At 48.3% G+C, this 26,625-nt stretch carries 20 protein-coding genes; 3 read left to right on the forward strand and 17 right to left on the reverse strand.

Annotated features, from left to right (window positions below):
- Window positions 1-53: 53 nt before the first annotated feature.
- Window positions 54-1,127 carry a Gfo/Idh/MocA family protein gene (locus FJQ58_RS12430; protein ID WP_139993809.1) on the reverse strand — a complete coding sequence of 358 codons (1,074 nt, stop codon included), beginning with the start codon at window positions 1,125-1,127 and terminating at the stop codon, window positions 54-56.
- On the reverse strand, window positions 1,124-2,260 hold the full coding sequence (locus tag FJQ58_RS12435; protein WP_139993811.1) for a Gfo/Idh/MocA family protein: 1,137 nt from the start codon (window positions 2,258-2,260) through the stop codon (window positions 1,124-1,126). The genes FJQ58_RS12430 and FJQ58_RS12435 overlap by 4 nt, the downstream gene beginning before the upstream one ends.
- Window positions 2,261-2,433: 173 nt before the next feature.
- On the opposite strand from FJQ58_RS12435, the gene FJQ58_RS12440 reads away from it, so the two are divergent.
- The 3 genes from FJQ58_RS12440 (at window position 2,434) to FJQ58_RS12450 (ending at window position 5,075) form a co-directional block, all read left to right on the forward strand.
- Window positions 2,434-3,291, forward strand: coding sequence for a helix-turn-helix transcriptional regulator (locus FJQ58_RS12440; RefSeq protein ID WP_162341464.1), 858 nt, complete (start codon window positions 2,434-2,436; stop codon window positions 3,289-3,291).
- 96 nt (window positions 3,292-3,387) lie between these two features.
- Window positions 3,388-3,816, forward strand: a complete 429-nt coding sequence (locus FJQ58_RS12445) for a MarR family winged helix-turn-helix transcriptional regulator (protein ID WP_139993815.1) — start codon at window positions 3,388-3,390, stop codon at window positions 3,814-3,816.
- 53 nt (window positions 3,817-3,869) lie between these two features.
- Window positions 3,870-5,075 (forward strand): MFS transporter, encoded by a 1,206-nt coding sequence (locus FJQ58_RS12450; RefSeq protein ID WP_162341466.1) that lies wholly within the window; start codon window positions 3,870-3,872, stop codon window positions 5,073-5,075.
- On the opposite strand, the gene FJQ58_RS12455 is transcribed toward FJQ58_RS12450, so the two are convergent.
- The 15 genes from FJQ58_RS12455 to ilvB all read right to left on the reverse strand — a co-directional run bounded on the left by FJQ58_RS12455 (window position 5,067) and on the right by ilvB (window position 26,558).
- On the reverse strand, window positions 5,067-6,902 hold the full coding sequence (locus FJQ58_RS12455; protein ID WP_139993819.1) for a PAS domain S-box protein: 1,836 nt from the start codon (window positions 6,900-6,902) through the stop codon (window positions 5,067-5,069). The two genes, FJQ58_RS12450 and FJQ58_RS12455, sit on opposite strands and share 9 nt — an antisense overlap.
- Before the next feature lie 328 nt (window positions 6,903-7,230).
- Window positions 7,231-8,451, reverse strand: a complete 1,221-nt coding sequence (gene odhB / locus FJQ58_RS12460; protein ID WP_139993821.1) for a 2-oxoglutarate dehydrogenase complex dihydrolipoyllysine-residue succinyltransferase — start codon at window positions 8,449-8,451, stop codon at window positions 7,231-7,233.
- 6 nt (window positions 8,452-8,457) lie between these two features.
- The gene (locus tag FJQ58_RS12465) at window positions 8,458-11,370 is read right to left on the reverse strand and encodes a 2-oxoglutarate dehydrogenase E1 component (RefSeq protein ID WP_139993823.1); all 2,913 of its coding nucleotides are present in this window, start codon (window positions 11,368-11,370) and stop codon (window positions 8,458-8,460) included.
- A gap of 322 nt (window positions 11,371-11,692) precedes the next feature.
- Complete coding sequence (locus FJQ58_RS12470) at window positions 11,693-12,649, reverse strand: acetylxylan esterase (protein ID WP_139993825.1); 957 nt, start codon at window positions 12,647-12,649, stop codon at window positions 11,693-11,695.
- A gap of 300 nt (window positions 12,650-12,949) precedes the next feature.
- Window positions 12,950-14,473, reverse strand: coding sequence for a leucyl aminopeptidase (locus FJQ58_RS12475; RefSeq protein ID WP_139993827.1), 1,524 nt, complete (start codon window positions 14,471-14,473; stop codon window positions 12,950-12,952).
- Window positions 14,474-14,821: 348 nt separating this feature from the next.
- Window positions 14,822-16,195 carry an ATP-binding protein gene (locus tag FJQ58_RS12480; RefSeq protein ID WP_139993829.1) on the reverse strand — a complete coding sequence of 458 codons (1,374 nt, stop codon included), beginning with the start codon at window positions 16,193-16,195 and terminating at the stop codon, window positions 14,822-14,824.
- 198 nt (window positions 16,196-16,393) lie between these two features.
- Complete coding sequence (locus FJQ58_RS12485) at window positions 16,394-17,752, reverse strand: anti-sigma-I factor RsgI family protein (protein WP_139993831.1); 1,359 nt, start codon at window positions 17,750-17,752, stop codon at window positions 16,394-16,396.
- Window positions 17,749-18,564: an RNA polymerase sigma factor SigI gene (gene sigI, locus FJQ58_RS12490; protein ID WP_202915257.1), complete on the reverse strand. Its 816-nt coding sequence runs from the start codon at window positions 18,562-18,564 to the stop codon at window positions 17,749-17,751. Before sigI ends, FJQ58_RS12485 begins: the two co-directional genes overlap by 4 nt.
- A gap of 132 nt (window positions 18,565-18,696) precedes the next feature.
- Window positions 18,697-19,113: a hypothetical protein gene (locus FJQ58_RS12495; protein ID WP_139993833.1), complete on the reverse strand. Its 417-nt coding sequence runs from the start codon at window positions 19,111-19,113 to the stop codon at window positions 18,697-18,699.
- A 386-nt stretch (window positions 19,114-19,499) separates the two neighbouring features.
- Window positions 19,500-20,048, reverse strand: a complete 549-nt coding sequence (locus FJQ58_RS12500; protein WP_139993835.1) for a peroxiredoxin — start codon at window positions 20,046-20,048, stop codon at window positions 19,500-19,502.
- Window positions 20,049-20,191: 143 nt separating this feature from the next.
- The gene (gene leuB, locus FJQ58_RS12505) at window positions 20,192-21,271 is read right to left on the reverse strand and encodes a 3-isopropylmalate dehydrogenase (RefSeq protein ID WP_139993837.1); all 1,080 of its coding nucleotides are present in this window, start codon (window positions 21,269-21,271) and stop codon (window positions 20,192-20,194) included.
- A 284-nt stretch (window positions 21,272-21,555) separates the two neighbouring features.
- Entirely contained in the window at window positions 21,556-23,100 is a 1,545-nt protein-coding gene (locus tag FJQ58_RS12510) for a 2-isopropylmalate synthase (protein ID WP_139993839.1), read from the reverse strand.
- Window positions 23,101-23,224: 124 nt separating this feature from the next.
- A complete protein-coding gene (gene ilvC / locus FJQ58_RS12515; RefSeq protein WP_139993841.1) occupies window positions 23,225-24,217 on the reverse strand; it encodes a ketol-acid reductoisomerase in 993 nt (330 codons plus the stop codon).
- A 113-nt stretch (window positions 24,218-24,330) separates the two neighbouring features.
- Window positions 24,331-24,816: an acetolactate synthase small subunit gene (gene ilvN / locus FJQ58_RS12520; protein WP_139993843.1), complete on the reverse strand. Its 486-nt coding sequence runs from the start codon at window positions 24,814-24,816 to the stop codon at window positions 24,331-24,333.
- A complete protein-coding gene (gene ilvB / locus FJQ58_RS12525; RefSeq protein WP_139993845.1) occupies window positions 24,813-26,558 on the reverse strand; it encodes a biosynthetic-type acetolactate synthase large subunit in 1,746 nt (581 codons plus the stop codon). Before ilvB ends, ilvN begins: the two co-directional genes overlap by 4 nt.
- Window positions 26,559-26,625: the final 67 nt, after the last annotated feature.

Consider the following 26,625-nt stretch of genomic DNA (forward strand, 5'->3'; position numbering starts at 1 on the left):
AGGAGCCGCATCAGGCGTCCCCCTGATCCAGCTCCTTCTGCCATTTCCTAAAGTTACTCTACTCGCGTCGCATTCTTCTGAGCAAGCAGCGATAGCTCCGCTGCCTTGAAGGCATGCTCCTGTGTCATAGCCAGCTCAGTCCCGTTCAAGCAATCCAGGATAAGCTGTCCAAAATAAGGAAAACCCACTTTTTCCCTCAGCTGTATATGCTGCTCCCCATCGGCGTTCACTAGGTATAGGTTATCGCCTTCTTTTTCCCTTGCGATATCAATATACTTACGCAGCTCGATATAGCCGTCCGTTCCGAGAATAATCGTCCGGCCATCGCCCCAAGTGCCCAGACCGCTCGGCGTAAGCCAGTCCACACGGAAGTACCCCGTAGCCCCATTCTCACCGACTAGCGTCATATCCCCAAAGTCTTCAAGCTCCGGATAGTCCTTATTCGCGTAATTGGCTACTTTGCTGTTTACGACCGTCGCATTGCGATTGCCGGTAAAAGCTAAAAATTGCTCCACTTGATGGGAACCAATATCACAAATAATGCCACCGTATTTTTCTTTCTCAAAAAACCAAGCCGGACGTGCTGGAGCGTTCAAGCGATGAGGGCCAAGTCCGATCACCTGCACCACTCGTCCGATCGCCCCCTGCTCAATGAGCTGACCCGCATACACAGCGCTTTCCACATGGAGGCGTTCACTGTAATAAACAGCATATTTTTTGCCTGTGTCGGAGTAAGCAGCTCGGGCATCCGCAAGCTGCTCCAACGTCGTAAACGGCGCTTTATCTGTAAAATAGTGCTTGCCTTGCCGCATGACGCGTACGCCGAGCGGGCCGCGCTCAGAGGTAATGGCCGCTGCTGCCACAAGCTGGACCTCTGGATCAGCGAGCACCTGCTCCTCTGACTCTGCTGCCTTTGCCTGAGGATATTGCTGAATGAAGGCCTCTACTCTAGCCGGGTCGGGATCGTAAACCCATTTCAAAGTTGCCCCCGCTTCGACGAGCCCGTTGCACATTCCATAGATATGCCCATGGTCCAGACTGACAGCAGCAATAACAAACTGCCCATCCCCTACCACTTTATTCGGCTTCCCTTTCGGGGCATACTTCATGCCATCTGCCTTGCTCATACGCTCTGCTCCTCCTTGTTGTAGGCCGAAGCCTTGATGCGATCCTCCAAATGCTGAAGGAATAAGTCTTCATCGATCGGTAAATCAACCCAGTTATCCGTCCAAGTGGACAGGAGCATGGCATTGGAAAGCATTAATCCTTTAATCCCTTCCTCTCCAGGTGCAATCAACGGCTCTTCGTGCAAAATGGCGTTTACCCAGTTTTGCGTGATGCCTTTGTGATCGGGATAGCTGCCTGTGACTGGGATTTCGCATTTCCAGCATTCCGGCTGCCCGAAGCCTCCTTTGAACTGTTGGTTGAATTCCGGCTCAGGCACCCGCAGCCTCCAAAAGGTGATCTCGTTATTTTCGATGACAATCTTGCCCCGGTCTCCGTTAATTTCCAGCCGGTTCGTGCCGGGAGCCTCACCTGTCGTCGTTACAAACACGCCGGTCGCTCCATTCTCGTATTCAACAAACGCGGTCACGTCGTCCTCTACCTCGATGTTGCGATGCTTGCCGAAGTAACAAAAAGCACGGACGCGCTTTGGCATCATGCTGATCGTCCACTGCCACAAATCAAGCTGATGCGGGTCCTGGTTCAGCAGTACGCCGCCGCCTTCTCCGCCCCAGGTTGCGCGCCATGTGCCCGAGTCATAATAGCTTTGGGAGCGGTACCAATTCGTAATAATCCAATTGGTTCTTCTGATCTCGCCCAGCTCGCCAGCGTCAATCAGTTCCTTTAGCTTCACATAAAGCGGGTTAGTCCGCTGGTTGTACATCATGCTGAATTTCACATTGGCTTTGCTTCCCGCTTCATTCATTTCACGAACTTGCTTCGTATAGACGCCTGCCGGCTTCTCGCAAAGCACGTGCAAACCGCGCTCGAAGCTAGCAATGGCAAGCTCAGGATGCGAGTAGTGCGGCGTCGCGATAAGAACCCCGTCAATTAGGCCGGAATCCATCATCTCATAAGGATCGGAAAATAAACCTGCTTGATCGCCAAGTTTCTCTTTGGCCCATTGCAAGTTAGCGGGGATAGAGTCACTAACTGCCGTAACCTCAACACCGCTTACTTCCCCCTTCAACAAATAACCCAAATGGCCCTTGCCCATATTGCCTAGCCCGATAATTCCCAAACGAACGATCTGCATCCCGATTGCTCCTTTTTATTTGAATGTATCTTCTGCTGTATGATCAAACGTTTTAACCTGCCTTTATGGTAGCACTTCGAGCTTTAGCCGACTTCATTCGCATTAACCTGTTTGCGCTTTTATTTGACTCTGGTTGGTGTATAATGAGGGTATTTAGCAGGGGAGGCAAAAGGATGGCCACGCAGCACCAAATCAGCGAGCCTTATACGATTGGAACCAGCTCGGACTTTCACGCTCAAGTTCCTTACCATACCCATTTTCACTACGAGATTTATTATTTTCATGGCGGCAAAGTGAATTACCTTATTAATGACCGCATCCATGTGCTGGAGCCGGGTGACCTATTGCTCATGCACGGCATGACGCTGCACCGGGCCCATGTTGATCCTAGCGAAGAGTATCACCGCACGACGCTGCATTTTGATCCGTTTTATTTCAAGCAATTTATTCAGCCTCCGTTTGCAGCGGATTTGCTTGAGCCCTTTCAGAAGCTGCAAAACATCAACTTGCAGCTTCGCGGAGCAGATAAGGACGAAGTGGAGGCCACTCTCCTGCGGCTGAAGCAGCTTTACGCCCTGCAGGATTCATTCTCCCAGCAGCGCTTTAAGGCGCATCTGCTTGATTTTCTTATTCTAATTAACCAGCTATGCCAGAAGCCGCTAAAGGATATACCAAGCTTTCCCTCCTCCAAGGAGCATCATGTTCAGTCCATTATTTCTTATTTGGACCGCCAATACCAAGAGGAAATTACGCTAGAGGGTATTCAGACCGAGCTTCATTTGAGTAAGTTTTATTTGGCCAAAACCTTTAAAGAAGTAACGGGCAGCACGATCTTCCAATTTCTCATGCAGCGACGTATCTATCAGGCCAAAATCGTGCTGATCGACAGCCAGCAGCCCATAACCGATGTCGGCTATGAGGTCGGCTTCAAGCATCCCTCCCATTTTAGCCGCGCGTTCAAGCTCCATACCGGACTTACTCCTGAGCAGTACCGTAAGCAGAATCAGCTCCATGCCAATCGGCTAATCTAAGCTCCAATCCTATTTTATGGATTGGAGCAGTTGACCTATATAGTTGTTAAGCGTATTATTGTTATAACAACTATATAAGCAAAGCAGGTGGATGCCATGGAATTCAAGCATTCCGTAGGATATGTCATTAGCAATACAGGACGACGATTAAATCATCGGCTCCAGCAGCTTTTTCAGGATTATGATGTTACGCCCGAGCAATGGTCGCTGTTGATGTGCTTAGAAGAGCATGATGGAATTACGCATAAGGATCTAGCCCGGCGTACGGATAAAGACCCTGCTAATATTACCCGACTAGTCGATCAGCTAGAGCGTAAAGCGCTCGTTCGCCGAGTTGCGAACCCGAATGATCGCCGCTCGCAGCTGCTGTATGTCACAGAAGAAGGCAAAGCAAGCTCTCACTCACTCGCTCCCATCGAAGCCGATTTCGTGTCGCGTATGTTAACGGATATTTCGGAGCAGGAAATCGAAGTTTTTAGAAGCTTTATGGCTAAAATCAATAAAAATGCAGAGCAGCACGAGTAATACGTTGCTGGTCCTTCTGCATGCTTGGCTGTCAACTGAGAGGGGAACATAAGATGAACACCAACAAATTATGGAGCGCTGACTTCATTAAAATTTGTTTAAGCAGCTTTTTTCTATTTTTTTCATTTTACACGTTAGCAACTGCCCTATCCGTTTATGTAACGAATGGGCTTGGAGGCTCAGATACGCAAGCCGGATTATCTATGACCGTATTCGTCATAGCGTCTGTTTTGCTCCGGCCTTTTGCCGGTCAGCTGATGTCGAGATACGGCGAACGAAAAATCGTCGTCATTTCTCTGCTTTTATTCCTATTGTTTTCGATTGCTTATTTAGGCGTTTTTGGTTATGCGATGCTGCTGCTTGTCCGTTTTTTTCATGGAGGGACTTTTGCTATCGCGACGACTTCCACCAATACAACCGCGATCGGCATCATTCCGGAGCACCGCAAAGGCGAGGGCATAAGCTACTTCAGCTTGTTTATGAGCCTTGCGATGGTGATCGGACCATTCGTTGGGTTAACGATTACGACGTATGGCGGCTATACCGCAATGTTTGCTTTATGCGCGGTTTGTTCCTTCATTGCGTTCATACTCGGCGCGTCAACGAAACGCCAGCCTGCCGCCAAGCAACCATTGGCACAAGCCAACAGCAAGCTGAATTGGCGTGACCTTATCGAGAAAAAAGCTGTGCCTATCGCGTTCAGCGGATTCGTTGTCGCTTTTGCCTACAGTGGCTTGGTTACCTTCATGTCGGTATTTGCCCATGAACAGGCTATCGATCAATATGCCAGTTATTTCTTTGTTTGCTTCGGCATTATGATTGTGCTTCCCCGTCCCATGGTCGGCAAACTGCTGGATAGGGTGGGCGAGCATGTCATCGTTTATCCGAGCATCGCCATATTTGCGATCGGCATGCTGCTGCTTAGCCAAGCGCATTCCCCGGCTTTACTGCTCATTTCCGGTGCAGTCATTGGTCTTGGGTATGGCGCATTGCTGCCTTGCTTTCAGACGATAGCCGTCTTAGCCGCACCTCCACATCGACGCGGACTCGCAACAGCCACGTTCTATTTATTGTTCGACTTGGGTTACGGCATCGGTTCCTATACGCTGGGCTCCCTTGCCTCGGGCTACGGCTACAGCGTCATGTATATCCTTTGTGCGATTATTATTGCTTTTTCTTCTGTTATTTATTTCGTGCTTCACCACAAGCGCAAAAAGACTGCTCCATCAGCCGAAGAGCCGGTTTATGTCTCACCCTAAGCTTGGAGGCAGCTCCTGAATTGGCAATGTAATCTCAACCACTGTCCCTTCATTAATCGCACTGCTTAGTTGAAGCGTACCTTTGTGCGCTTCGATGATGCGTGTGCTGATCATAATCCCAAGCCCAGTACCCTTTTCTTTCGTCGTTACGAAAGGCTCTCCGATCTTTTTGATCAGGTCTTCTGGGATGCCAGGACCTCCATCCTTAATCCGGATATGGACATAGCCGTCTTTCATGGTAGTCACCGACAAACTTACCTCGCCGCCCTCTGGCATTGCCTCGATCGCATTTTTTATAATATTCAAAAACACCTGCTTCAGTTGGTCCACGTTGCAATACACCATCGGATGCGATTGATCGTAATGAACCTTAAGCTCCACATTCAACAAGATGGCTTGCGTCTCCAAAATGGAAATAACGCTTTGTAAAATTGGTTCAAGCGGCTCGTTGTGAAATTGTGAAAAATGCGGCTTCGCCAATGTCATAAACTCATTAACAATAAGCGTAATACGGTCGATCTCATTGGACATAATCGTAAAATAATGCGGCTGCTCCGGATATTTTGCGCTCAGAAGCTGGGTAAATCCCTTCAAAGCTGTTAATGGATTGCGGATCTCATGTGCAACTCCTGCCGCAAGCTGGCCAATGGCGGACAGCTTCTCCGAACGAATCAAAATTTCTTCCGAACGTTTGCGGTCAGTTAAATCACGCAGTACGCTTAGCATAACATCCTTGCCCATGTAATTATTAATCCGAATGCTCGATAATTCCACATCCATTAATTGCCCGTCTGGCCGAATGATCACCCGTTCTTGGAAAGGGGTCGCTTCATCTGACGACATAATCGACTGCATCGTTTCTTTTAGTGTATCGCGGTGTGTATCATGAAAAAAATCAAATGCGCTTTTGCCAATGACCTCTGCATCGTCATTGATGCCAATAATCTGCATAGCCAGCTTATTCACATATAGGATTATGCCTTCATCGGTTAGTACAATCGGCTCAGGCACAAATTTTATCATTTTTTGATAGAGCTTGGCGTTGTCTCTCAGCAACCTCTCCTTCTCTTCCTTAAAGGTAACGTCCTGCACGGTACCAAGCAGGCAAGGCTGTCCGTTAAACATAATGATTGAGCTGTTTCCCTCTAAATAAATGAAGCTCCCGTCTTTTTTGATTCCTTTAAATTTCAGTGCAAAATGATCCATGCCCCTCTCCATCCCATCTAATACAACCGCTTTAACTTTGTTGCATTCTTCCTCGGAAACGAGGTCATACGTCGAGAGCTTAAAAAGCTCTTCTTCGCTATAGCCGAACATTTCCGATAAATAGGGATTGGCGTAAACGATATTATTTTTGTGACCGACAAATACACCGGCTACGACATTTTCCATCAAACTTTTGTACAAGTAGTCCTTCTCTTGCAAAGAAGCTTCCATTCTTTTTTGATCGGATACATCATGAACAATGAGCTGCACCGCAGGCTTTCCGTCGAATTTGACTGAAACCGCTCTCAATTCTACTTCTACCGTGCCCTGATTCATGTCATGCAGCTTATAATAAACAGAATTGGTAGGATTCGTTTCCCGTATTAAATAATTAATCGTAGCGGCAAACGGCTCCCAATAATCAAAATGAATGAAATTTTTGATCGGTAACGTGATGATTTCCTCTAAAGAACTCGCCCCTACGATCCCAAGAAACGCATGGTTAGCAAACACAATTGCACCCTCGGAATAAACAAGAAGCCCATCCGGCAGCATATGTACGAGATGCTGATACCTTTCTTCGCTTTGTCTCAATTGCTCGCCAACTCCAACAATCTCCATCCGCGCTTTTCACCTCATTCAAACAAATCACTCGTTCTGCTAGTTTACTTTCAACATCGCCTGCCTTCTTCCTGCTTCCGCAATCAAATTAAAATATAAATATAGATTGCCGCTATCCCAAATAAAGGAATAATGGCAATGGATTGCGATAAAAGTTTAGCGAAACCAAAAATACATCTGCTGACATGTGCGATATTACGTTAGTTGTCGTTTATATTCCGCTCCTGTTTCGTCAGCCTTTTTTCATAACTGCCTTTCTGGATAAAAAAACTGCCTGCGAAGTAGAATACTCTACTTTGCAGGCAGTCGCTATGATTATGTGATTTTGTTAGCCTTCAAGAAGCAATGCTTCTGGATCTTCCAAGAGCGATTTAACCGTGACAAGGAAGCGCACAGCCTCGCTGCCGTCTACGATACGGTGATCGTATGACAAGGCAATATACATCATCGGACGGTTTTCCATACGAACGTCATCGATCGCAACTGGACGGATTTGAATTTTGTGCATGCCGAGAATACCAACCTGCGGTGCGTTAAGAATTGGCGTTGACAGCAAGGAACCAAATACGCCGCCATTCGTAATCGTAAAGCTGCCGCCTTGCAGATCAGAGATCGCAAGCGTGTTGGATCTTGCCTTGCCGGCAAGCTCAACGATGTTTTTCTCGATTTCAGCGAAGCTAAGGCGATCTGCGTCACGAACGACTGGAACAACCAAGCCTTCTTTCGCAGAAACGGCAATGCCGATATCATAGAATTTTTTCGTTACGATTTCTTCGCCGTCAATTTCAGCATTGAGCAGCGGGAATGCTTTAAGCGCGCCAACTACCGCTTTGGTGAAGAAAGACATAAAGCCGAGGTTTACGTCATTTTTCTCGAAGAACGCTTGTTTGCGGCGTTTGCGCAAATCAAGGATCGCCGTCATGTCGACTTCATTGAACGTTGTCAGCATCGCAGCTGTACGCTGTGCTTCTACGAGGCGGTTTGCAATCGTTACCCGGCGACGGGACATCCGTTTGCGCTCTGTCGGTTTAGCATCTTTGCTTGCGCTAGCTGGCTCAGCATGCGTAAGCGGAGCTGATTTCACAGGAGTTGCTACTGCTGGAGCAGGAGCTTGTCCTTGTGAAAGATCAATGCCTTGCTCACGGGCACGCTTGCGTGCTGCCGGAGAAGCGTTGATCGCTGCTGCGCTTTCGCTTGCAGGAGCTGCTGTCGGCGCTGCCGCTGGTGCGGTTGGAGCCGTCGCAGGTGCAGCAGGTGCTGTTGGCGCCGCTGCTTGTTCAGCAGCTGGAGCCGCTGGTGCTGCTGCACCGCCAGCGCCTTCGCCGATGGAACCGATGGCTTCGCCTACCAGTACGACATCACCGTCTTGCTTAGCGATGCGCGATACTACGCCGCTGTTATCGGCACTAATTTCAATGTTAACTTTATCGGTTTCAAGCTCCAGTAGGACATCTCCTTGATTAACGGAGTCTCCTTCCTTCACGAACCATTTGGTGATCGTGCCCTCCGAGATGGACTCGCCTAATTCCGGTACTATAATTTCAGCCATTAGTCGCTACCCCCTTATCAAACTTGTTTCAACTGGTTTGCCGTTCAATGCTGTTGAAATGATCCATTTTTGTTCTGCGGCATGCACCTCTTGATGACCGCTCGCCGTACTTGAGCGGTCAGGTCTGCCGACGTAGCGGACAGCGGCTTTCTTAGGTGCCAACGCGCGCAGGCGCGGCTCCATAAAGCTCCATGAGCCCATGTTTTTCGGCTCTTCCTGTACCCATACGATTTCTTCGAGCTTATCATACTGCTTCACGATACGCTCGATTTCTGCATGGGCGAATGGATAGAGCTGTTCTACTCTCGCTACGCGCAGCCATTCGAAATCTTCTGCGTTAGAGGAAGCAAGAGCTTCTTCCACATCGATAGCAACCTTGCCTGTGCAAAGCAGCAAGCGTTTCACTTTATCCTTCTGTTCCTTCGGTTCCGTCAGGCTGAATTGCGGCAGCACCGGCTTAAACGAGCCTTCGCTAAATTCAACGCCATGGGAAGCGACGCGCGGATTACGGATCAAGCTCTTAGGCGCCATAAGAACGAGCGGACGAACATGCTCCGTACCTAGGATAGAAGCCTGTCTGCGAAGCAGATGGAAATATTGGGCGGACGTTGTCAGGTTCGCAACCGTCCAGTTATTATCAGCGGAAAGCTGAAGGAAACGTTCCAGTCTAGCACTGGAATGCTCAGGTCCTTGGCCTTCATAGCCATGTGGAAGCAAAATCGTAATGCCTGATTTTTGCGACCATTTTGCACGGCCGGCCGAAATGAACTGGTCAAATATTACTTGTGCCACGTTGGCGAAATCGCCATATTGCGCTTCCCAAATAACGAAGGTTTCCGGCGCAAATACATTATAACCATATTCAAACCCAAGTACCGCTGTTTCCGATAGCGGACTGTTGTGCACAGCGAATGATGCCTTCGCTTGCGGCAGCATATGCAGCGGAGAGAACTTGGCTGCATTCGCATTATCGTTCAGCATAATGTGGCGGTGTGCAAAAGTTCCGCGTTCGGAATCTTGGCCACTTAGGCGGATAGGCGTACCGTCCGCAAGAATCGTAGCGAATGCAAGTGTCTCTGCATGTGCCCAATCCACTTTTTCCCCATCGTTCAAAGCGGAAGCTCTGCGCTGCAAGATACGTTGGAGCTTCGTATATTCGGTGAAGCCTTCCGGACGGTTAAGCAGCTCCAGGTTAATGTCTCGAAGCGTTTCAAGCGGAACCGCTGTACGAGCTTCCTCTGTTGCTGGAAGCGGTGGCTTCTGTTGCTCTCCGCGCACCTTCGGCTGGTCTTCCTTCGCTTTCATGGCGTCATAAGCAGCCTGAAGCTTGCCATTTGTACGTTGGCGCAGCTCTTCCACTTGCTCTTCCGTGATTGCTTTCTGGCTCTTCAACTGCTCGCTGTAAAGGACGCTGACCGTAGGGTGGTTGCGAACCTTTGCATACATTAGCGGCTGAGTTACTTCCGGATCATCCATTTCATTATGGCCGAACCGGCGATAGCCGATCAAATCAATGACAAATCCTTTATTGTAGCGAAGGCGGTATTCGCAAGCGAGGCGCACTGCCGCTAAGCAGGCTTCCGGCTCATCCGCGTTTACGTGTACGATTGGAATGTCGAAGCCCTTCGCCAGGTCACTTGCATAATGCGTCGAACGCGAATCAATGCTGTTCGTCGTAAAGCCAAGACGGTTGTTCGCAATGATATGCAGCGTGCCGCCATTATGGTAGCCCTGTAGTTTATTGAAGTTGAGCGTTTCCGCTACGATGCCTTCTCCGATAAATGCCGCGTCGCCATGTACACAGATCGTAACGGCTTTCGACGGGTCCTGCTGCGGCATGCCTGGCTTGCTGCGATCTTCTTGAGCAGCGCGCGTAAAGCCTTCAACAACCGGATTGACGAATTCAAGGTGACTTGGGTTATTCGCAAGCGTCAAGTTGGCGCGAATCGTTTCGCCTTCCTTCACAGCGCGATCTGCACCCAAATGGTATTTTACGTCGCCGGTCCAGCCATAATTGAGGCCCATGGAACCTTCGGACGGAATAAGCTCTTTATTTGGTGCATGATGGAATTCAGAGAAAATTTTCTCGTATGGCTTGCCAAGCACATGCGTCAATACATTTAGACGACCGCGATGCGCCATGCCCATTAGAATGTTATTGGCTCCGTCATGCGCAACAGAACGAACGATTTCGTCCAGCACAGGCACAAGCATATCCACGCCCTCGATTGAGAAGCGCTTCTGCCCAACGAATGTACGGTGCAGGAAGTTTTCGAAATACTCTACCTCCATCAGACGCTCAAGCAGCGATGAACGCTCTCTTGCCGACAGCGGCGCAGGGAAACTGCCCGATTCCGCTTGCTTGTTCAACCAATTCCGCTCATTCTCATCATGAATATGTGTAAATTCATATGCTGCTGAACGGGTATAGATTTCCCTTAAACGGCTAATTGCTTCCCAGCCATTAGAGATCGACGCTGGCGCGTTGTCCCAAATAAGCGATGCAGGGATAGAGGCAAGATCAGCTTGCGTCAACCCGAAGGTTTCCGGTTCAAGCAGCTTCGTATCCGCAGCTGGGCTAAAGCCAAGCGGGTCAATATCCGCAGCTAAATGGCCGTATCTGCGTATATTCAGCATAAGCTGATGCGCAGCCACAACCTTTTTCAACATATTTGAATCAATCGGACCAGATGTCGCTGCAGGTGATGCAGCCTGTTGATCGCTAGACTTAGCCGGACTTGGAGTCGCTCCCATTGATACCGCCGGCGGCTCTCCAAAACGTTCAAACTGCTCGCGAACCGTTGCTTCAACGGAACCGGGATCGGTTAAGAAACGTTCGTACTGCTCCTGCACGTACCCCAGATTGGGACCATAGTAGCTTTGCCAAGGCGAATAATTACGCTCATCATGGTTGCTCATTGCAGAAAATTCCACCCTCTCTATTCATTGCCATTCTATTATCTTCCAAGGCGAAGCGCGCCATGCATGCCCGCCGACTTGCACTTGCATAAATCGTTTTCACATTGCTTTTATTTTCATGGATATTCTAATAATACTGTTAAATCCTCGCAAAAGTTTCAACCTGCGATAACTACCTTATATTTTAGTACATAGTAAGCTCGCCATCCATAATCATATTAGCATTGATATCATCCATTTCAAGCATTGATTGTCGTTCTCGTGCCATCCAGCCTGCCAATCTCGTTCCTAAGAACCAGCAAGCTTGTTGGCGACGCAGCGTTTACTTCAGCATCTCTTGCAAAAATTCGATACTCTTCCGATTCTGGTATTCACTTACTTCATGACCGGAGAATGGATAGTCATTGATTTGTTTATGAGAACGAATTTTATTATAAACCGCATAGACCGTCTCCGGCAGGCAAACCGTATCCTTCCAGCCCACCGACATCAGCACCGGGGCTTTAATGCGTTCAGCCAGGTTCAGCAGGTCGAAATGGGCAAGCGTTTCCATGACGACGCTTAACCGATCCGGATAGCGCTTGATGTACTGGGCTACTTCGGTCAATGAGCCCGTGGAATGCAGTACTCCATGATCCATATGGCACATATTTGGAATGTCCGCAATGACGGCACTCACTTTCGGGTTCAAGGCTGCAGCAAGCAGCGCGAGTCCGCCGCCTTGGCTTCCTCCGACAACCGCAATTCGCGAGGCATCGACCTCAGGCTGAAGTGCAGCCACATCAACCGCCCTTACCGTATCCATCGTAATCGCGCGGTAATAGCTGTTCTCGATTTCTGAGATGCCTTGCGTTACCCAGCCTTTGACCGAGCCTTGCTCGGACGTCAATAAATTGCCGGTTTCTCCGCTTTGCCCGCGTGCGTCCACTACGAATACCGCATAGCCAAGCAGCAGCCATGAAGAATAGCGCTCCGGCAGCCCTTTATCGCCGGTATAGCCCTGAAACAAAACGACGCAAGGAAGCAATTCACCTTCCAAACCTTGCTGCGGTACGATGTATAAGCCATGAATCGGCGTCTCATCGCTCCCCTTATAGGTGATACGCTCCGCTCTTATAGACGGGATCGGGGTATCTACTCTCTTTCTTTCGATATCAAGCGGCTGATCCTGATACTCGGCAAGGACAGCATCCCAGTATTGATCCAGTTCATCGGCGCCAAGCGTTGCAGGCGGGTTGTAGGCCAACAACTCATTTTTCCTACGATCGATTGCATTCATTTCAGTATACCCCTTTTCTCATACGTTTTTTCGTCCAGGCACGGAAAGGTTTAACAGCTTGCTCCTTCTACACCTATAAGCGTACATGGTATAAGAAATCCGTCAAGCCATATTTCCAAAAAAAAGCATCACTACCTTTATCGGATAAGCAGGCATCCATTCACCAGCATTTATTTCTTGCATCCATCAAATAAAGGAGGTCCGCTGTAAGCTGCGGGCCTCCTTATCGTTCAAGATATTCATTTAATTGTAATCCAATAAATTATTAAACGCTTCTCACGGCATTCAAAAACCAGAAAACTATTTGCTGTGCAGCACCAGTTCAACCAACGTCCTGACCATGACGCCAGTAGCGCCTTTCGGCTCCCAGCCTCTGCTCGCATCAAGCCAAGCTGTACCGCCAATATCCAAATGCACCCACGGCAAGCCTTCTGCAAAGTGTCCGATAAACAATCCGCCTGTAATCGTTCCGCCGTACCTGCCGCCGCTATTTTTCAGATCCGCTGCATCGCTCCTGATCTGCTTCTTATATTCCGGATAGGCAGGCAGCTGCCAAATTCTTTCTCCCGAGCGCTCGGAAGCTGCTTGCACCTGTTTGAAGAGCTCATCATTGTTCGTCACGGCACCAGTAGCTTCAAGTCCAAGCGCAACAGAAACCGCTCCGGTTAACGTCGCCACATCCACCAGTCGAGTGGCGCCTCTAGTAATCGCAGTCGTCAAACCATCCGCAAGCACCAAACGACCCTCGGCATCCGTGTTCACGATCTCTACCGTGTGGCCACTCATCATCCGCAGGACATCGCCGGGCTTAATCGCTCGGTCCGATGGCATATTCTCGGCAGTCGGGATGACCGCAATCACATTAATTGCCGGCTTCAGCTCACCGATAATGCGCATCGCGCCAAGCACTGCCGCCGCTCCGCCCATATCCGAGATCATTTCCTGCATGCCCTCTGCACGCTTCAACGATATACCGCCAGTATCAAACGTAATGCCTTTCCCGACGAGACCCCAAGCTTCTTCCGTACTGGAATCTCCTTTATAGTGAATGACAATCATGCGTGGGGGATTGATGCTGCCCTGACCTACGCCAAGCAAACCGCCCATCCGCTGCTCTGCCGCGCTCCATTCATCAATCACTTCAATCTCCAAATCCAGCTCCCTGGCTAGCTCTTCCGCATGATAAGCCAGTCGCTCTGGCGTAAGGTCATTACCAGGCAAATTCGTCAGATCACGGGCCAAGTTTACCCCCTCGACATTCAGCTTGCCATTGGCTATCCCTTGCTCCCACAACGGAGCATCTTCCGCTGCTATCGCCGAACCCTGCGGCACGAAAGCAACATCCTTTAATCCGAAGCGTTCATTTTGCTCTCGTTTAAGCGGCTGGCGTACGTGCAGGGCAAGCAGCAAACCTTCTGTGAGTGCCTGGGCCGCGCGCTCAGCACCGATGTCGTTCCCTGTACTATTTGTCAAAGCTTCTGGTAGCAAAATGTGAACATGCTCAGCCTTTAATTTCTTCAAGGCCTTTGCTGCTGCCGCGGCGGCGAGGCGCAGCCCTCTTGCTCCCCCGTCCAGATCAATACCGGCAAAAACAATATGGGCAGCCGGATATAACCCTAAAGTAGCTACGATTTCTGTTTGCTCCGGATCTGCTTTAAACAATCCCTTTGCATACAGCCCTCTAAGCGCTTCATCAATTTGCGGCTGAATAATGGCGACCGCATTTTCCCCTTGAGCCAATTCTTTCTTGCTGACGAATCTCACTACAGCATCTGGAGCTGCGTGTTCGGAGCCTCGTACTCCATAAGTCAATTGAACGCTCATTTGTGTAGCCTCGCTTTCCCATTTGATAATTCAAAATAGATAACCTTTGTCAATTTAACGGATTATTTATTTTTCGCCGTGAAGCACGCCGATACCGGCGAAAAACGGCTGCAGCCGTTTATGCTTGATAAACTAGAATATTTAACCAACCTGACGGCTTATAATCAACAAGTTTTTTCAAACCCATTATACCGAACGTCCTTTGACATTTCCATGTTTATATTCGCCATACGTGGATGCTGCTCTGCGTGTTTAACATAACAAAAAGCCCTCTCCACATTGGGGAGAAGAGCTCCTATACCACCTTTGTGATTGTTTTTAACCCTGGGCAAGCCGCGCTAATTGCCCTTATTCCGCCAGTGGCAATGTAATAATAAATTCCGTTCCTACCCCTGCTTCGCTTTCAACCCGGATCGTACCGCTGTGATTGCGGACAATACGGTAGCTCACCGATAATCCAAGACCGGTCCCCGCCTGCTTCGTTGTAAAAAACGGATCAAACAGCCTGCTCATCGTGGCCTTGTCCATCCCTTTGCCGTTATCCTTAAGAATGATTTCAGCGGTTTTGCCCGCGCTTCGAGTAATAATTTCGATCAAGCCTCTTCGCTCGCTCTGTACTTCTTCAATCGCATCAAGCGAGTTTTTCACAATATTCAAGATGACCTGCTTAACTTGCTTGACGTCTATGGATACCAACGGACCGGGGCAATAGCATTCCGACTTGATTTCGCAATTGCGCATCAACGCTTCGCTTTCGGTTAGGAGCACGACCTCCTTGATCAAATGATCAATGGGAACCAATTGCTTCATTGGCGCCGACGGCTTGGAAGAATTCAAAAATTCATAAATGATGTCGTTGGCCCGGTCGATTTCCGTTAAAATGATTCTTGCGTATTCCTCCTTGCCTACTTCCAGCAAATAAGGCCGAAGGAGCTGAATAAAGCCGCGAATGCTCGTTAACGGATTCCGAATCTCATGTGCTATCGCAGCCGCAATCTTCCCAAGCATGGCTAGCTTATCATTTTGCAGCGCCGTCTGCTCGATCTGTTTGTACTCCGAAACGTCCTTGACACTAATGAGAAAATCGCCATCTAATTGGTCGCCATAGGTGACCGTCACTAGCAAATGCTTGCCATCTTTATGCTGGAATTCATAATAACGTCCACGCAGCAGAAACATTTCTTTATAAAGCCTAAGAACCGTTCGTTTGGTTGTGCTCGTAAGCTGGCGATGCCTTAATATTTCCTTGATTGTACAGCCGATTAACGTCTTCCTCGGAATATCCAACAGCTTGGCCATCTGGACATTAATGAATGACAAAATGCCATCATTGTCAAACAGAGCAATTCCGCTATCCATGTGCTGAAGTACGTTCTCATATTTGTTCTTGACCATTTCAAACGAGCGGTTGGAACGAAACAGCATTTCCCGCATTTCGGTAAATTTCTGCTCGGTCGTCTGTTCTGGCCTTAGACGAAAACGGCAAGCGACCATGATTTCCATCAAAAAAACGAAAGAACGGTTGTACAGCCTAACAGCTTCATCTGAATCTACATTGGCAGCCAAAGCTTGAATGCATTCCTCATGTATGGCAATAATTTCTTCTGGGTTTATTCCGTAAAGCTCCTTGCCAAGCTCATTGGCGTGGAATAGCGATACTTCCTTACCACTTCGTATATACTCGGCAAGCGCCGGGAAATAGCGCTTTCGAATGGCCTGCATCATGTACTCCTCCCCGGCAACGTCGATAAGATAACGGTTACAGTTACTACTAATCATAGGGCGAGCTTACAATAGCTGTCAATCGGAAATCCTGTCGAATTTTGTTTCGGCGATAGGCTTTTAGTCTCCCATTCCGTACAATAGGACTTTAGCCTGCACATCTATATTCCTTCCTTTAAACGTTTTTACTGCACAAATTCATGCACGCGATCGGTCATACCGCTCACTGCGATTCTCTTTGTCCTGCTTGGTATCCTTTCTTTTGTCTTCCCATTTTTTGCTGTCCCGATCTCCTTTTTTCCACCCGTTCCGGTTGTACTCATGATCATTGCCATGATCATCATTATTTCCCCAGTTGCTATTTTCATTGCCGTTGCGATCCTTATTATTGGAATCCTTCCAATTCCCCCACTTATCCTTGTCTTTATCTTTGTTGTTATTCTTATCATCTTTCTTATCATCATTCTTGTCGTCTTTCTTATTGTCATTCTTTCCCGTATTCGGTTTATTGGGCGAACTTGGCTTATTAGATTTGTCGGGCTTCGTCGGCTGATTGCCGCCCCATGTCCCGTTTTTATTAGGTTTCGCTGTAGCCCCGCCTTTATTTATTTCACTAGCTGTAGGCTTCTGCGGCTTTGCCGCTTTCGGAGGCTTACTCGCATTTGGCGTCGCGCTAGGCTTCACTGCCGCTGGCTTAACGCTGCTTTGAGCTTGTTTGACTTTCTCCTCTTTCTCTCGCTCAACCAGTTGCTTCAGCTTTTCCTTGCTCGTGTCAGCCGCTTTGTCTACAATCGTCTTGACGCCGCCTATCGGCTCGGTAACCTTATCGATCGATTGCTGCTTCAACTGCTCCAATTCAAGCTCGTAGCCCTCATCCTTAGCCATTAAATAAACAGCCATTTTGCCTGATGATATTCCATTTGCAGCCGCTTCATCCCGAAGCTCGCTTGGGATCGACAAGGTCGTAACATTTGCGCTCACCGCTTCCGCTGCGAGCTGAGCCAACAAACTTCGCAGCGTCCGATCGACTTTTCCCGTCAAAATATTCTCATAATCGAGCTGAAGTGCGGAGTTCCCTTCTACGAGCATACTCGTTATAAAAATATCCTTGTCCGGCGTGTCGAGATAATGTGAGCCTTTAGCCCTCTGCAATATGGAAGCAGCTACCTCTTCTGCACTCACGCCTTTGAACTCTAAGCCTTGGATGATCTGCTCTCCGTCTTCGTTCAGCGCGTGAAGCTCACGTACCTTTCCTTGGCGATCTACTCCAAGCTCGACGCTTGGATTAATATCCATGCTCATATAAGCAACGACAGGATGCATATCCTTTTGCATATAAAACCAAAACGGCAGGAGCATCAGCAACACAACTGCTGCAGCTGCGCCGCTATACCAATAAGCAGGCTTGAATGGTCGTGGCTTCCGGTACTCGTCTTCAAACGTAATTTCTTCACCGATTTGCGGCGTACCTTGAATAGGGGCTTGCAAAAATTGACCGTCTGCCGTCATTACTACTGCATGCTGCTTATGAATGCTCATAACAACTCCACGTTTCATTTGCTTGCCTCCTTATTCGCTTGGTTGAAATCATCGTCTATGTTTAAATAATCATGCATAAATGGATATGTACCCGATATGATAATCGCAATGGCGATAATGTATTTTCGATTCCGTTCTATCGTTTTACGAGAAACGCCGCACATTTCCGTTAGCTCTTTCACGGCTAGCTTATTCGTTTCCCTTAATGAATCCATCAAGCTCACTTCGCTGACAAGCGTCTGCGCGATTCCGATCAGCAGTCTTCTTGAGTCTGCATGCTTCGGAGAGTGCTCCACAAGCTCCGCAAAGGAAATGCCAAATCGAATGAGTTCCTGATTCAGCTCCCCGATCTCCAGCCGTCTCTCGTCCTCCGTACGCTTGAGTTCAAATGCGGATAGCGCTTGCCTAGTCTCTACGGAATTATAATGAGGCTGCTCTTCATCCTCGGAGTCGAACATGCTATAAGGAACTACCTTCGCATGCCTTTGTTCTTTTCGGACATGGTCAATAAGCCGACGGCGAATGACAGTTTCAGAAAAACCGATAAAGGATTTTCCTGCATCGCTATCGAACTGATTGATCGCTTCATTGAAGGCTAACAGCGCCACACTGAATTCATCATCTCGGTTCGGATCGATGTACCGTTTGCAAAATCGACTTGTTACTTTCAATATATAAGGCTTGTAATCTGCTATGAACTGCTCGCGAAGCAGCTCGTCACCTTGACGAATGCGAGCAACAGATTGTTCAGGAGCAAGCTTTCGCTTATCCTCTGCAACGTCTGCGGCAACTGGCTTCCGCAGAAAGCGTTTGAACAATACAAGTAACAACCGCTCCACCTCACTACTAGTATGATTCGTTTCTGTCTGACCGGTTTCAGGGGGTACATTATGAGAACATTTTCATTTATTGAAAAAAAGAAAAGCCTCCGGAGTGGAGGCTCACCATTCGAGTTAAAAAAACTAAACGGAGGTACGACGTTGACGAAGCTTGTTTCTTCTGTTGTTCAGCATCGCAAGACGCTTCTTCAACACAAGCTGCCATTCCGTATCCTCAATCTGCTTCGCAAAACTAAGCAAATCAAGCGCCATATCAATTTGACTATGGACCACATCCATCGGATCTTCATTCTCATGATTGACGCAGTTTTCTAGCAGCGCCTTGCCTTCTTGCTCAACATATTCCTGGAAATCCACTTCAGCCGCGCCGTCTCCATGCGCGTATTCAGCTAATATTTCATATTCATTTTCAACTAAGTAATGAATGTCAACGCGATGGCATACCGGACAAAACACAATAGGAACATTATGTATATGGGTTCGGAAATGCTTCAATGTACCTTTTGTACCGATCATACTAGCTCCACAGCAAAAACTCATTGACGACCCCTCCTCAATGGTTTGCGAAGCAAACCAACTTCGTAAGCATCCAGTAAGGTTTACACTGCAAACCTATTCTTTAAGCATCATTTAAGTTTTAACCATTATACCTATTTCGTAATCAGCAATAGATAGAGTTAGTCCAAATCTAGCATTTCTATCTTCATTGGTGTTAAGTATATTCTATTCGCCCTGCATGGCCTAAATTCCTGCTTTCGTATCCCATTGTCCATGGTTAAATAATCGAGTTCCCCATCCCTTGCGAGGGATAAACATGTTAAACAGCTATGTACAGCCCCATTTTATATTTTAATTAATCATTGAAATAGGCATAAATAAAAAAGAAACCCGCACCATAAAATGGCGCGGGTTGCGGCAGGAAATACTTATTTCGCTACCAGTGTTTGTTGACCTGGTTTCCAGTTAATTGGGCAAAGTCCGCCGGATTGCAAAGCTTGCAATACGCGAAGCGTCTCGTCAACGCTGCGGCCTACATTGTTGTGGTTAACCACTTGATATTGTACTTCGCCTTCTGGGTTGATGATGAACAGGCCGCGAAGCGCGATGCCTTCTTCTTCAATCAATACGCCGTAGTCACGAGCAACGCTCTTTGTGATATCGGCAGCAAGCGGGAATTCAAGTTGGCCAAGGCCATTATCGTTAACCGGCGTGTTGATCCATGCACGGTGGCTATGTTTGCTGTCTACGCTGACACCAAGAATTTCAGTGTCCAATTTTTTGAATTCAGCAGCTGCAAGGCTCAAAGCTGTGATTTCTGTAGGGCATACAAAAGTGAAATCTAGTGGATAGAAGAACAATACCAGCCATTTGCCTTTGTAATCCGCAAGTGAAGCTGTACCGAAATCCTTACCGTCTCCTGTTGCTGTTTCCATTGAAAAATCTGGGGCCTGACGGCCTACCAAACGCTCTGCCATAATAGAAAACCTCCTTGACCTATCCGTAAATTTTTATTGTTTATGCTACTTCATCTGTGTGACTACCTAGTAAATCTTATCACTAGTCTAGAATGAAGTCAATATTATAATCAATATTTATTTATAATTATTATAATCTAGAATTACTTTTTAAGCGCTGCTACGATCAGATCGCCCATGGCTGTTGTACCGATCGCTTGGCTCTTATCGACTGCGATATCGCCAGTACGGTGACCTGCATCCAGCACTTCTTTTACAGCCGCTTCAATAGCCGCTGCAGCTTCATGATAACCAAATGTCAGACGGAACATCAAGGCTACCGATAGAATTGTTGCAATCGGGTTCGAGATGCCTTGGCCGGCAATGTCAGGCGCAGAGCCGTGTACCGGCTCGTACAAACCGAAGCTTCCTTCGCCAAGCGAAGCGGAAGACAACATGCCAATGGAACCTGTAAGCATAGCAGCCTCGTCGCTAAGGATATCGCCGAACATATTTTCAGTTACGATAACGTCAAAGCTCGAAGGACGGCGAAGCAACTGCATAGCGCAGTTATCAACCAATACATGCTCAAGCTCAACCTCTGGATATTCAGGAGCGATCCGGTTTACCACTTCACGCCATAGACGGGAGGTTTCAAGCACGTTCGCTTTATCAACGGAAGCAAGACGCTTGCCGCGAGTCATTGCAATATCGAATGCCTGACGAACGATGCGCTCGATTTCTTGCACGTTGTACACGCAAGTATCTACCGCTTCTTCGCCGCCAGCACCTTCACGACGGAACTTCTCGCCGAAATAAATGCCGCCCGTAAGTTCGCGGACAACGATAAGGTCCGTGCCTTCGAGTACTTCTGGCTTCAGTGTCGATGCTTCTTTCAAGCAATCAAATACCGTTGCAGGACGGATGTTCGAGAACAAGCCAAGCGCTTTACGGATGCCGAGCAAGCCTGTTTCCGGGCGAAGCTCTTTCGAGTTGTTGTCCCATTTCGGGCCGCCAACTGCACCAAGCAATACCGCGTCTGCGCCTTTACAAAGGTCAAGCGTTTCCTGCGGCAACGGCGTGCCTTTCTCGTCGATCGCAATACCGCCGAACAAGCCATGCTCCGTTTCGAATTGGTAGCCGTAAAGCTCTTCGGTTTTTTTAAGTACTTTAAGCGCTTCGCCAACAACCTCAGGTCCGATACCGTCGCCGGCAATAACTGCAATTTTTTTTACGTCTGACATAATAAATGTAACACTCCTCTTTTTCAGTTAAGCTTGTCCATTCAACAAGCGGCTGCTCGCGGAACGAACGAGCTTATAGACTCATTCTCATTCTATTATCATTTGTACCACAAATCCGTAGTGATTACAAAGATATAAAATCTATTGACTCTATAGCCTATGGCTATAGAGCGACCATGCCAGCCACTGCATGCTAATTATTTACAACATTTATCCAATTACATGAATAAAGACAGGCCACTGGGGGATTCCCTTAAGCGGACTGTCTTTATGACTGCTGTTATTTAAATCAGGCTCATCTTGTCGCTGCGGCCTGGCGTCTTGCGCTTATCGATCAATCGATTCAGAGCATCGATGTAAGCCCGCGCGCTCGCTTCAAGGATGTCCGTGCTAAGTCCGCGGCCTTGAGCAGAAATATCGTCCTGCTTCAGAACCACATGAACCTCGCCTTGCGCGTCCTTGCCTTGCGATACGGATTTAATCGAATAATCCTCAAGCTCCACAGCTTCCTGCGTCACTTTATCAATCGCGTTATAGATGGCGTCCACGGAACCGTTGCCGACTGCCGCTTCCTCCACAACCTCGCCTTCGGCTTTGCGAATCCGAACGGAAGCGCTTGGCGTTGACTGGTTGCCATAGCTTACTTGAATCGTTTCCAAGCTAAAGATTTCCGGCGTATCAATAAGTTTCTCCTCGATTAAAGCAAGAATATCCTCATCGCTAACCGTTTTCTTGCGATCTGCCAAATCCTTAAATTTAGCGAAGGCCGCATTCATTGCTTCCTCTTCGATCTCATAGCCGAGATCAATGAGCTTCTCACGGAAAGCATGGCGTCCGGAGTGCTTGCCAAGTACAAGCTTAGACTCCTTCAAACCAATCGTATCCGGAGAAATAATCTCATAGGTTGTTTTTTCCTTCAACATGCCATCCTGGTGAATGCCAGATTCATGCGCGAACGCATTAGCGCCAACAATCGCCTTATTGCCTGGAACGACCATGCCAGTCAGCTTGCTGACAAGGCGGCTCGTCTTCGCGATTTCCTTCAGATTCAGCGTCGTTTGAGCGCCAAAATAATCAGGACGTGTCGCTAGCGCCATAGCAATCTCTTCAATCGCTGTGTTGCCCGCACGCTCGCCGATTCCGTTGATGGTTCCCTCGATTTGATCTGCACCGTTTAAGATAGCAGCCAGCGAGTTGGCCGTTGCCATGCCCAGATCGTTATGGCAATGCGCGCTTAGCTGGATCTTCTCAATATTCGGAACGTTTTCCTTCAAGGTTTTGAAGATATTTCCGAATTCAAGCGGATTCAAATAGCCTACCGTATCGGGAATGTTAACAACCGTTGCTCCTGCTTTGATCGCCATTTCAACGACCTGACACAGAAAATCAAGCTCGGTGCGGCCGGCATCCTCAGCTGAGAATTCAACCTTGTCAAAATATTTTTTCGCATACCGAATGGAACGTTCTGCCGTCTCAAGCACCTGCTCCTTCTCCATGCGCAGCTTATGCTTGCGGTGGATAGGGCTAGTCGCAAGAAAAACGTGGATACAAGGGTCTTGCGCCCCGATAAGCGCTTCACGAACAGCGTCAATGTCTTGCTCACGCGAGCGGGACAAGCCGATAACCGTAGAATTTTTGACCGCGCGTGCTACTGCGTTAACCGCAGCAAGATCCCCAGGAGAAGCAGCAGGAAATCCGGCTTCCATCCGATCCACGCCAAGACGCTCAAGCTGAAGAGCAATCTCTACCTTTTCCTTCGTGTTCAGGTTTACACCCGGAGATTGCTCTCCGTCACGAAGCGTTGTATCGAAAACATAAATTTTCCGCATTTGTACATTGCACCTCCGTGAACAGAATGATCCCGGCACGCATACGGAAGCCGCTGGGCGATACGCAATCCGTATCGTCCAGCGATCCGGCGAGCCGGGATATGGTCAATCCATCTATCTGTTATTACTTCTTGATCCAGTGCATCAATTCGCGAAGCTGTGCGCCTGTTTGCTCAATTGGGTGAGCCGCTTCGTTACGGCGAGTAGCCGTAAGCATTGCACGGTTCGATTGGTTCTCCAAGATGAAATCGCGAGCGAAACGGCCGGATTGGATATCTTCCAATACACGTTTCATTTCTTTTTTCGTCTCTTCAGTAACAATGCGTGGGCCTGTTACATAGTCGCCGTATTCAGCTGTGTTGGAGATGGAATCGCGCATCGAAGAGATTCCGCCTTCATACATCATGTCAACGATTAGTTTAAGCTCGTGCAAGCACTCGAAGTAAGCCATTTCCGGAGCATAGCCAGCTTCAACAAGCGTTTCGAAACCAGCTTTAACTAGTGCAGAAGCACCACCGCAAAGAACCGCTTGCTCACCGAACAAATCTGTTTCTGTTTCTTCTTTGAAAGAAGTTTCGATAACTCCTGCGCGTGTACAGCCGATACCTTTAGCATATGCAAGACCGATCGATTTAGCATTGCCTGTTGCATCTTGCTCAATCGCGATTAGGCCTGGTACGCCAAAGCCTTCTTGGTACGTACGGCGAACCATGTGACCAGGGGATTTAGGAGCTACCAGAAATACGTCTGTATCTGCGTTAGGCACGATTTGGCCGTAGTGAATGTTAAAGCCGTGTGAGAACATCAGAGCCGCGCCTTTTTTCAAGTTAGGAGCGATTTCTTCGCTATATACTTTCGCTTGTGTTTCGTCAGGAAGCAAGATTTGAACAACGTCAGCCACTTTAGTTGCTTCTGCAACAGTAAGTACTTCGAAGCCGTCTTTTTTAGCTACGTCTGCGGATTTACCAGGACGAAGGCCGATAACGACTTTCAAGCCGCTGTCGCGAAGGTTTTGCGCTTGCGCGTGGCCTTGGCTTCCGTAACCGATAACTGCGATTGTTTTACCTTGTAGTACGCCTTGGTCTGCGTCTTTTTCATAGTACATTGTAACTGCCATTTTAATAATTGCCTCCTTTAATTTAACCCTTTTGAGCGGGTGTTTAAGCAGAGAATGACGCATATTCAGCGGTTCTCCCCTTAAACTCCCGCTCAAATAGGGGCATTGAAAAATTACTTAGCGTTGCCTCGGTTTAGCGCGGTAACGCCTGTACGCGACAACTCGCGAATGCCGTATGGTTTAAGCAATTCTACCATGGCATCGATTTTTTCGGTATCGCCGACAACTTGTACCATAAGCGAATGAGTGCCAATGTCTACGACTGCAGCGCGGAACGTTTCAACTACGCCGAGAATTTCTGGGCGGGAGCTTGGTTCTGCATTTACTTTAATAAGAGCCAGCTCGCGTCCTACCATCGGATTTGAGCTAAGGTCAATAACCTTGATAACGTCAATCAGCTTGTACAGTTGCTTCGTCACTTGCTCGAGAGTATGGTCATCACCCGAAGTGACGATGACCATACGCGACAAACCTGCTTCTTCGCTTGAACCGACTGTAATGCTTTCAATATTGAAGCCACGGCGTCCGAACAAACCGGAAACACGCTGTAGAACGCCGGGCTGGTCATTAACGATTACTGCGATCGTATGCTTTTTCATTCCGCATCCCCCATGATCATTTCGTCGATGGTACTTCCTTGCGCAACCATTGGATAGACGTTCTCTTCCTTACGAACGACGAACTCAACGACTGCAGGACCAGGATGATTAAGCGCTTCTTCCCATACGGCACGAGCTTCTTCTTTGTTCGTCGCACGGAAGCCTTTCACGCCATATGCTTCCGATAGCTTAACAAAGTCCGGGCTTCCGGACAGATCGATATGGCTGTAGCGGTTATCATAGATAAGCTCTTGCCACTGACGGACCATGCCTAGCACCTGATTGTTAATAATAACAACTTTAACCGGAATATTATTGATAGCGCAAATCGCTAGCTCCTGCGCGCACATTTGCATGCCGCCGTCCCCGTTAATGGAAACCACTACGCGATCCGGGTTAGCCATTTGAGCGCCGATCGCTGAAGGAAAGCCAAAGCCCATGGTGCCTAGCCCGCCGGATGTTACCCATGAACGCGGTTTATTGAATTTGTAGTACTGTGCAGCCCACATTTGATGCTGGCCAACGTCAGTCGTTACAATGGCATCGCCGTTTGTTGTTTCGTGAATAAGCTCCACAACCCATTGCGGCTTCAATTCCACATCCGAATCTTTATAGCTAAACGGATATTGTTCACAAGAAGCTTTGAGCTTCGCACGCCAGTCATCCGCTTTGTCCGCACGCTTCGCTTGCTTATTAACGATTTCCAGAACCGTCTTCACATCGCCAACGATCGGGATGTCCGTCGGCACGTTTTTGCCAATTTCCGCTGGATCGATATCGATATGAACGATCTTTGCGAGCGGGGCAAATCCAGCAAGCTTCCCTGTTACGCGGTCATCGAAGCGTGCTCCGATATTAATCAGCAAGTCTGCGCCTTGAATCGATTTATTGGCCGTGTATGTGCCGTGCATGCCGGGCATGCCCAAGAACAGCTCGTTGCCGCTTGGGAAGGCTCCCAAACCAAGCAAGGTTGTCGTAATCGGAATTTGTGTTTTCGTTACGAACTCGAACAGTTCTTCATGCGCACCGGAGTAAACAACGCCTCCGCCTGCCAGAATGATCGGGCGCTCTGCTTGCTCAATCGCTTTGATCAGCTTATCCACTTGATTCTTGTTCGGAGATACCGTCGGATTGTAGCCGCGGATGCTCACTTCCGTAGAAGGTTTAAACAATGTCTTCGCCGCTGAAATATCCTTCGGTATGTCGATCAACACTGGACCTTTACGGCCCGTATTGGCGATATGGAAAGCTTCATGAATAATACGCGGCAAATCCTCTACGTCACGAACCAGATAGCTATGCTTCGTGATTGGCATCGTTATGCCCGTAATGTCAGCCTCTTGGAACGCATCGCTGCCGATCAAGCTCGAAATGACATTACCCGTAATGACAACGAGCGGCACCGAATCCATATAGGCCGTTGCGATACCCGTTACCAGATTCGTTGCTCCCGGACCGGAAGTTGCGATACACACGCCTACTTTGCCGCTAGCGCGCGCATAGCCGTCAGCCGCGTGGATAGCGCCTTGCTCATGGCGAGTCAGCAAATGGTTGAAATCGGGGTTCCCGTGCATCGCGTCGTAAATGTACAACACTGCTCCACCAGGATAGCCGAACACACAATCTACGTCCTCAAGCAGCAGACTGCGTAGCAATATTTCGGAACCAGATATAACCTCAGGCTTCGAGAGCCTTTCCTTCAATTCCTCTTTTGACTTCAGTGTTGCACCTTGCGTTACCATCAGTCTTCCTCCTCTCAGAAAAAACAAAAAAACCTTTCGCTCCTCTTGCTTCAAACGAAGCAACGAG

Source organism: Paenibacillus paridis (assembly GCF_006345825.1).
GTDB classification, from domain to species: domain Bacteria; phylum Bacillota; class Bacilli; order Paenibacillales; family Paenibacillaceae; genus Pristimantibacillus; species Pristimantibacillus paridis.

Coding starts and splice junctions, on each gene's coding strand:
- FJQ58_RS12445 (WP_139993815.1), top strand. CDS start 3,388: ATGGAATTCAAGCATTCCGTAGGATATGTCATTAGCAATACAGGACGA.
- FJQ58_RS12485 (WP_139993831.1), bottom strand. CDS start 17,752: ATGAAACGTGGAGTTGTTATGAGCATTCATAAGCAGCATGCAGTAGTA.
- FJQ58_RS12450 (WP_162341466.1), top strand. CDS start 3,870: ATGAACACCAACAAATTATGGAGCGCTGACTTCATTAAAATTTGTTTA.
- ilvN (WP_139993843.1), bottom strand. CDS start 24,816: ATGAAAAAGCATACGATCGCAGTAATCGTTAATGACCAGCCCGGCGTT.
- FJQ58_RS12465 (WP_139993823.1), bottom strand. CDS start 11,370: ATGAGCAACCATGATGAGCGTAATTATTCGCCTTGGCAAAGCTACTAT.
- odhB (WP_139993821.1), bottom strand. CDS start 8,451: ATGGCTGAAATTATAGTACCGGAATTAGGCGAGTCCATCTCGGAGGGC.
- FJQ58_RS12455 (WP_139993819.1), bottom strand. CDS start 6,902: ATGGAGATTGTTGGAGTTGGCGAGCAATTGAGACAAAGCGAAGAAAGG.
- FJQ58_RS12475 (WP_139993827.1), bottom strand. CDS start 14,473: ATGAGCGTTCAATTGACTTATGGAGTACGAGGCTCCGAACACGCAGCT.
- FJQ58_RS12430 (WP_139993809.1), bottom strand. CDS start 1,127: ATGAGCAAGGCAGATGGCATGAAGTATGCCCCGAAAGGGAAGCCGAAT.
- FJQ58_RS12495 (WP_139993833.1), bottom strand. CDS start 19,113: ATGAGTTTTTGCTGTGGAGCTAGTATGATCGGTACAAAAGGTACATTG.
- FJQ58_RS12435 (WP_139993811.1), bottom strand. CDS start 2,260: ATGCAGATCGTTCGTTTGGGAATTATCGGGCTAGGCAATATGGGCAAG.
- ilvC (WP_139993841.1), bottom strand. CDS start 24,217: ATGGCAGTTACAATGTACTATGAAAAAGACGCAGACCAAGGCGTACTA.
- FJQ58_RS12440 (WP_162341464.1), top strand. CDS start 2,434: ATGGCCACGCAGCACCAAATCAGCGAGCCTTATACGATTGGAACCAGC.
- leuB (WP_139993837.1), bottom strand. CDS start 21,271: ATGTCAGACGTAAAAAAAATTGCAGTTATTGCCGGCGACGGTATCGGA.
- ilvB (WP_139993845.1), bottom strand. CDS start 26,558: ATGGTAACGCAAGGTGCAACACTGAAGTCAAAAGAGGAATTGAAGGAA.
- FJQ58_RS12480 (WP_139993829.1), bottom strand. CDS start 16,195: ATGCAGGCCATTCGAAAGCGCTATTTCCCGGCGCTTGCCGAGTATATA.
- FJQ58_RS12500 (WP_139993835.1), bottom strand. CDS start 20,048: ATGGCAGAGCGTTTGGTAGGCCGTCAGGCCCCAGATTTTTCAATGGAA.
- FJQ58_RS12510 (WP_139993839.1), bottom strand. CDS start 23,100: ATGCGGAAAATTTATGTTTTCGATACAACGCTTCGTGACGGAGAGCAA.
- FJQ58_RS12470 (WP_139993825.1), bottom strand. CDS start 12,649: ATGAATGCAATCGATCGTAGGAAAAATGAGTTGTTGGCCTACAACCCG.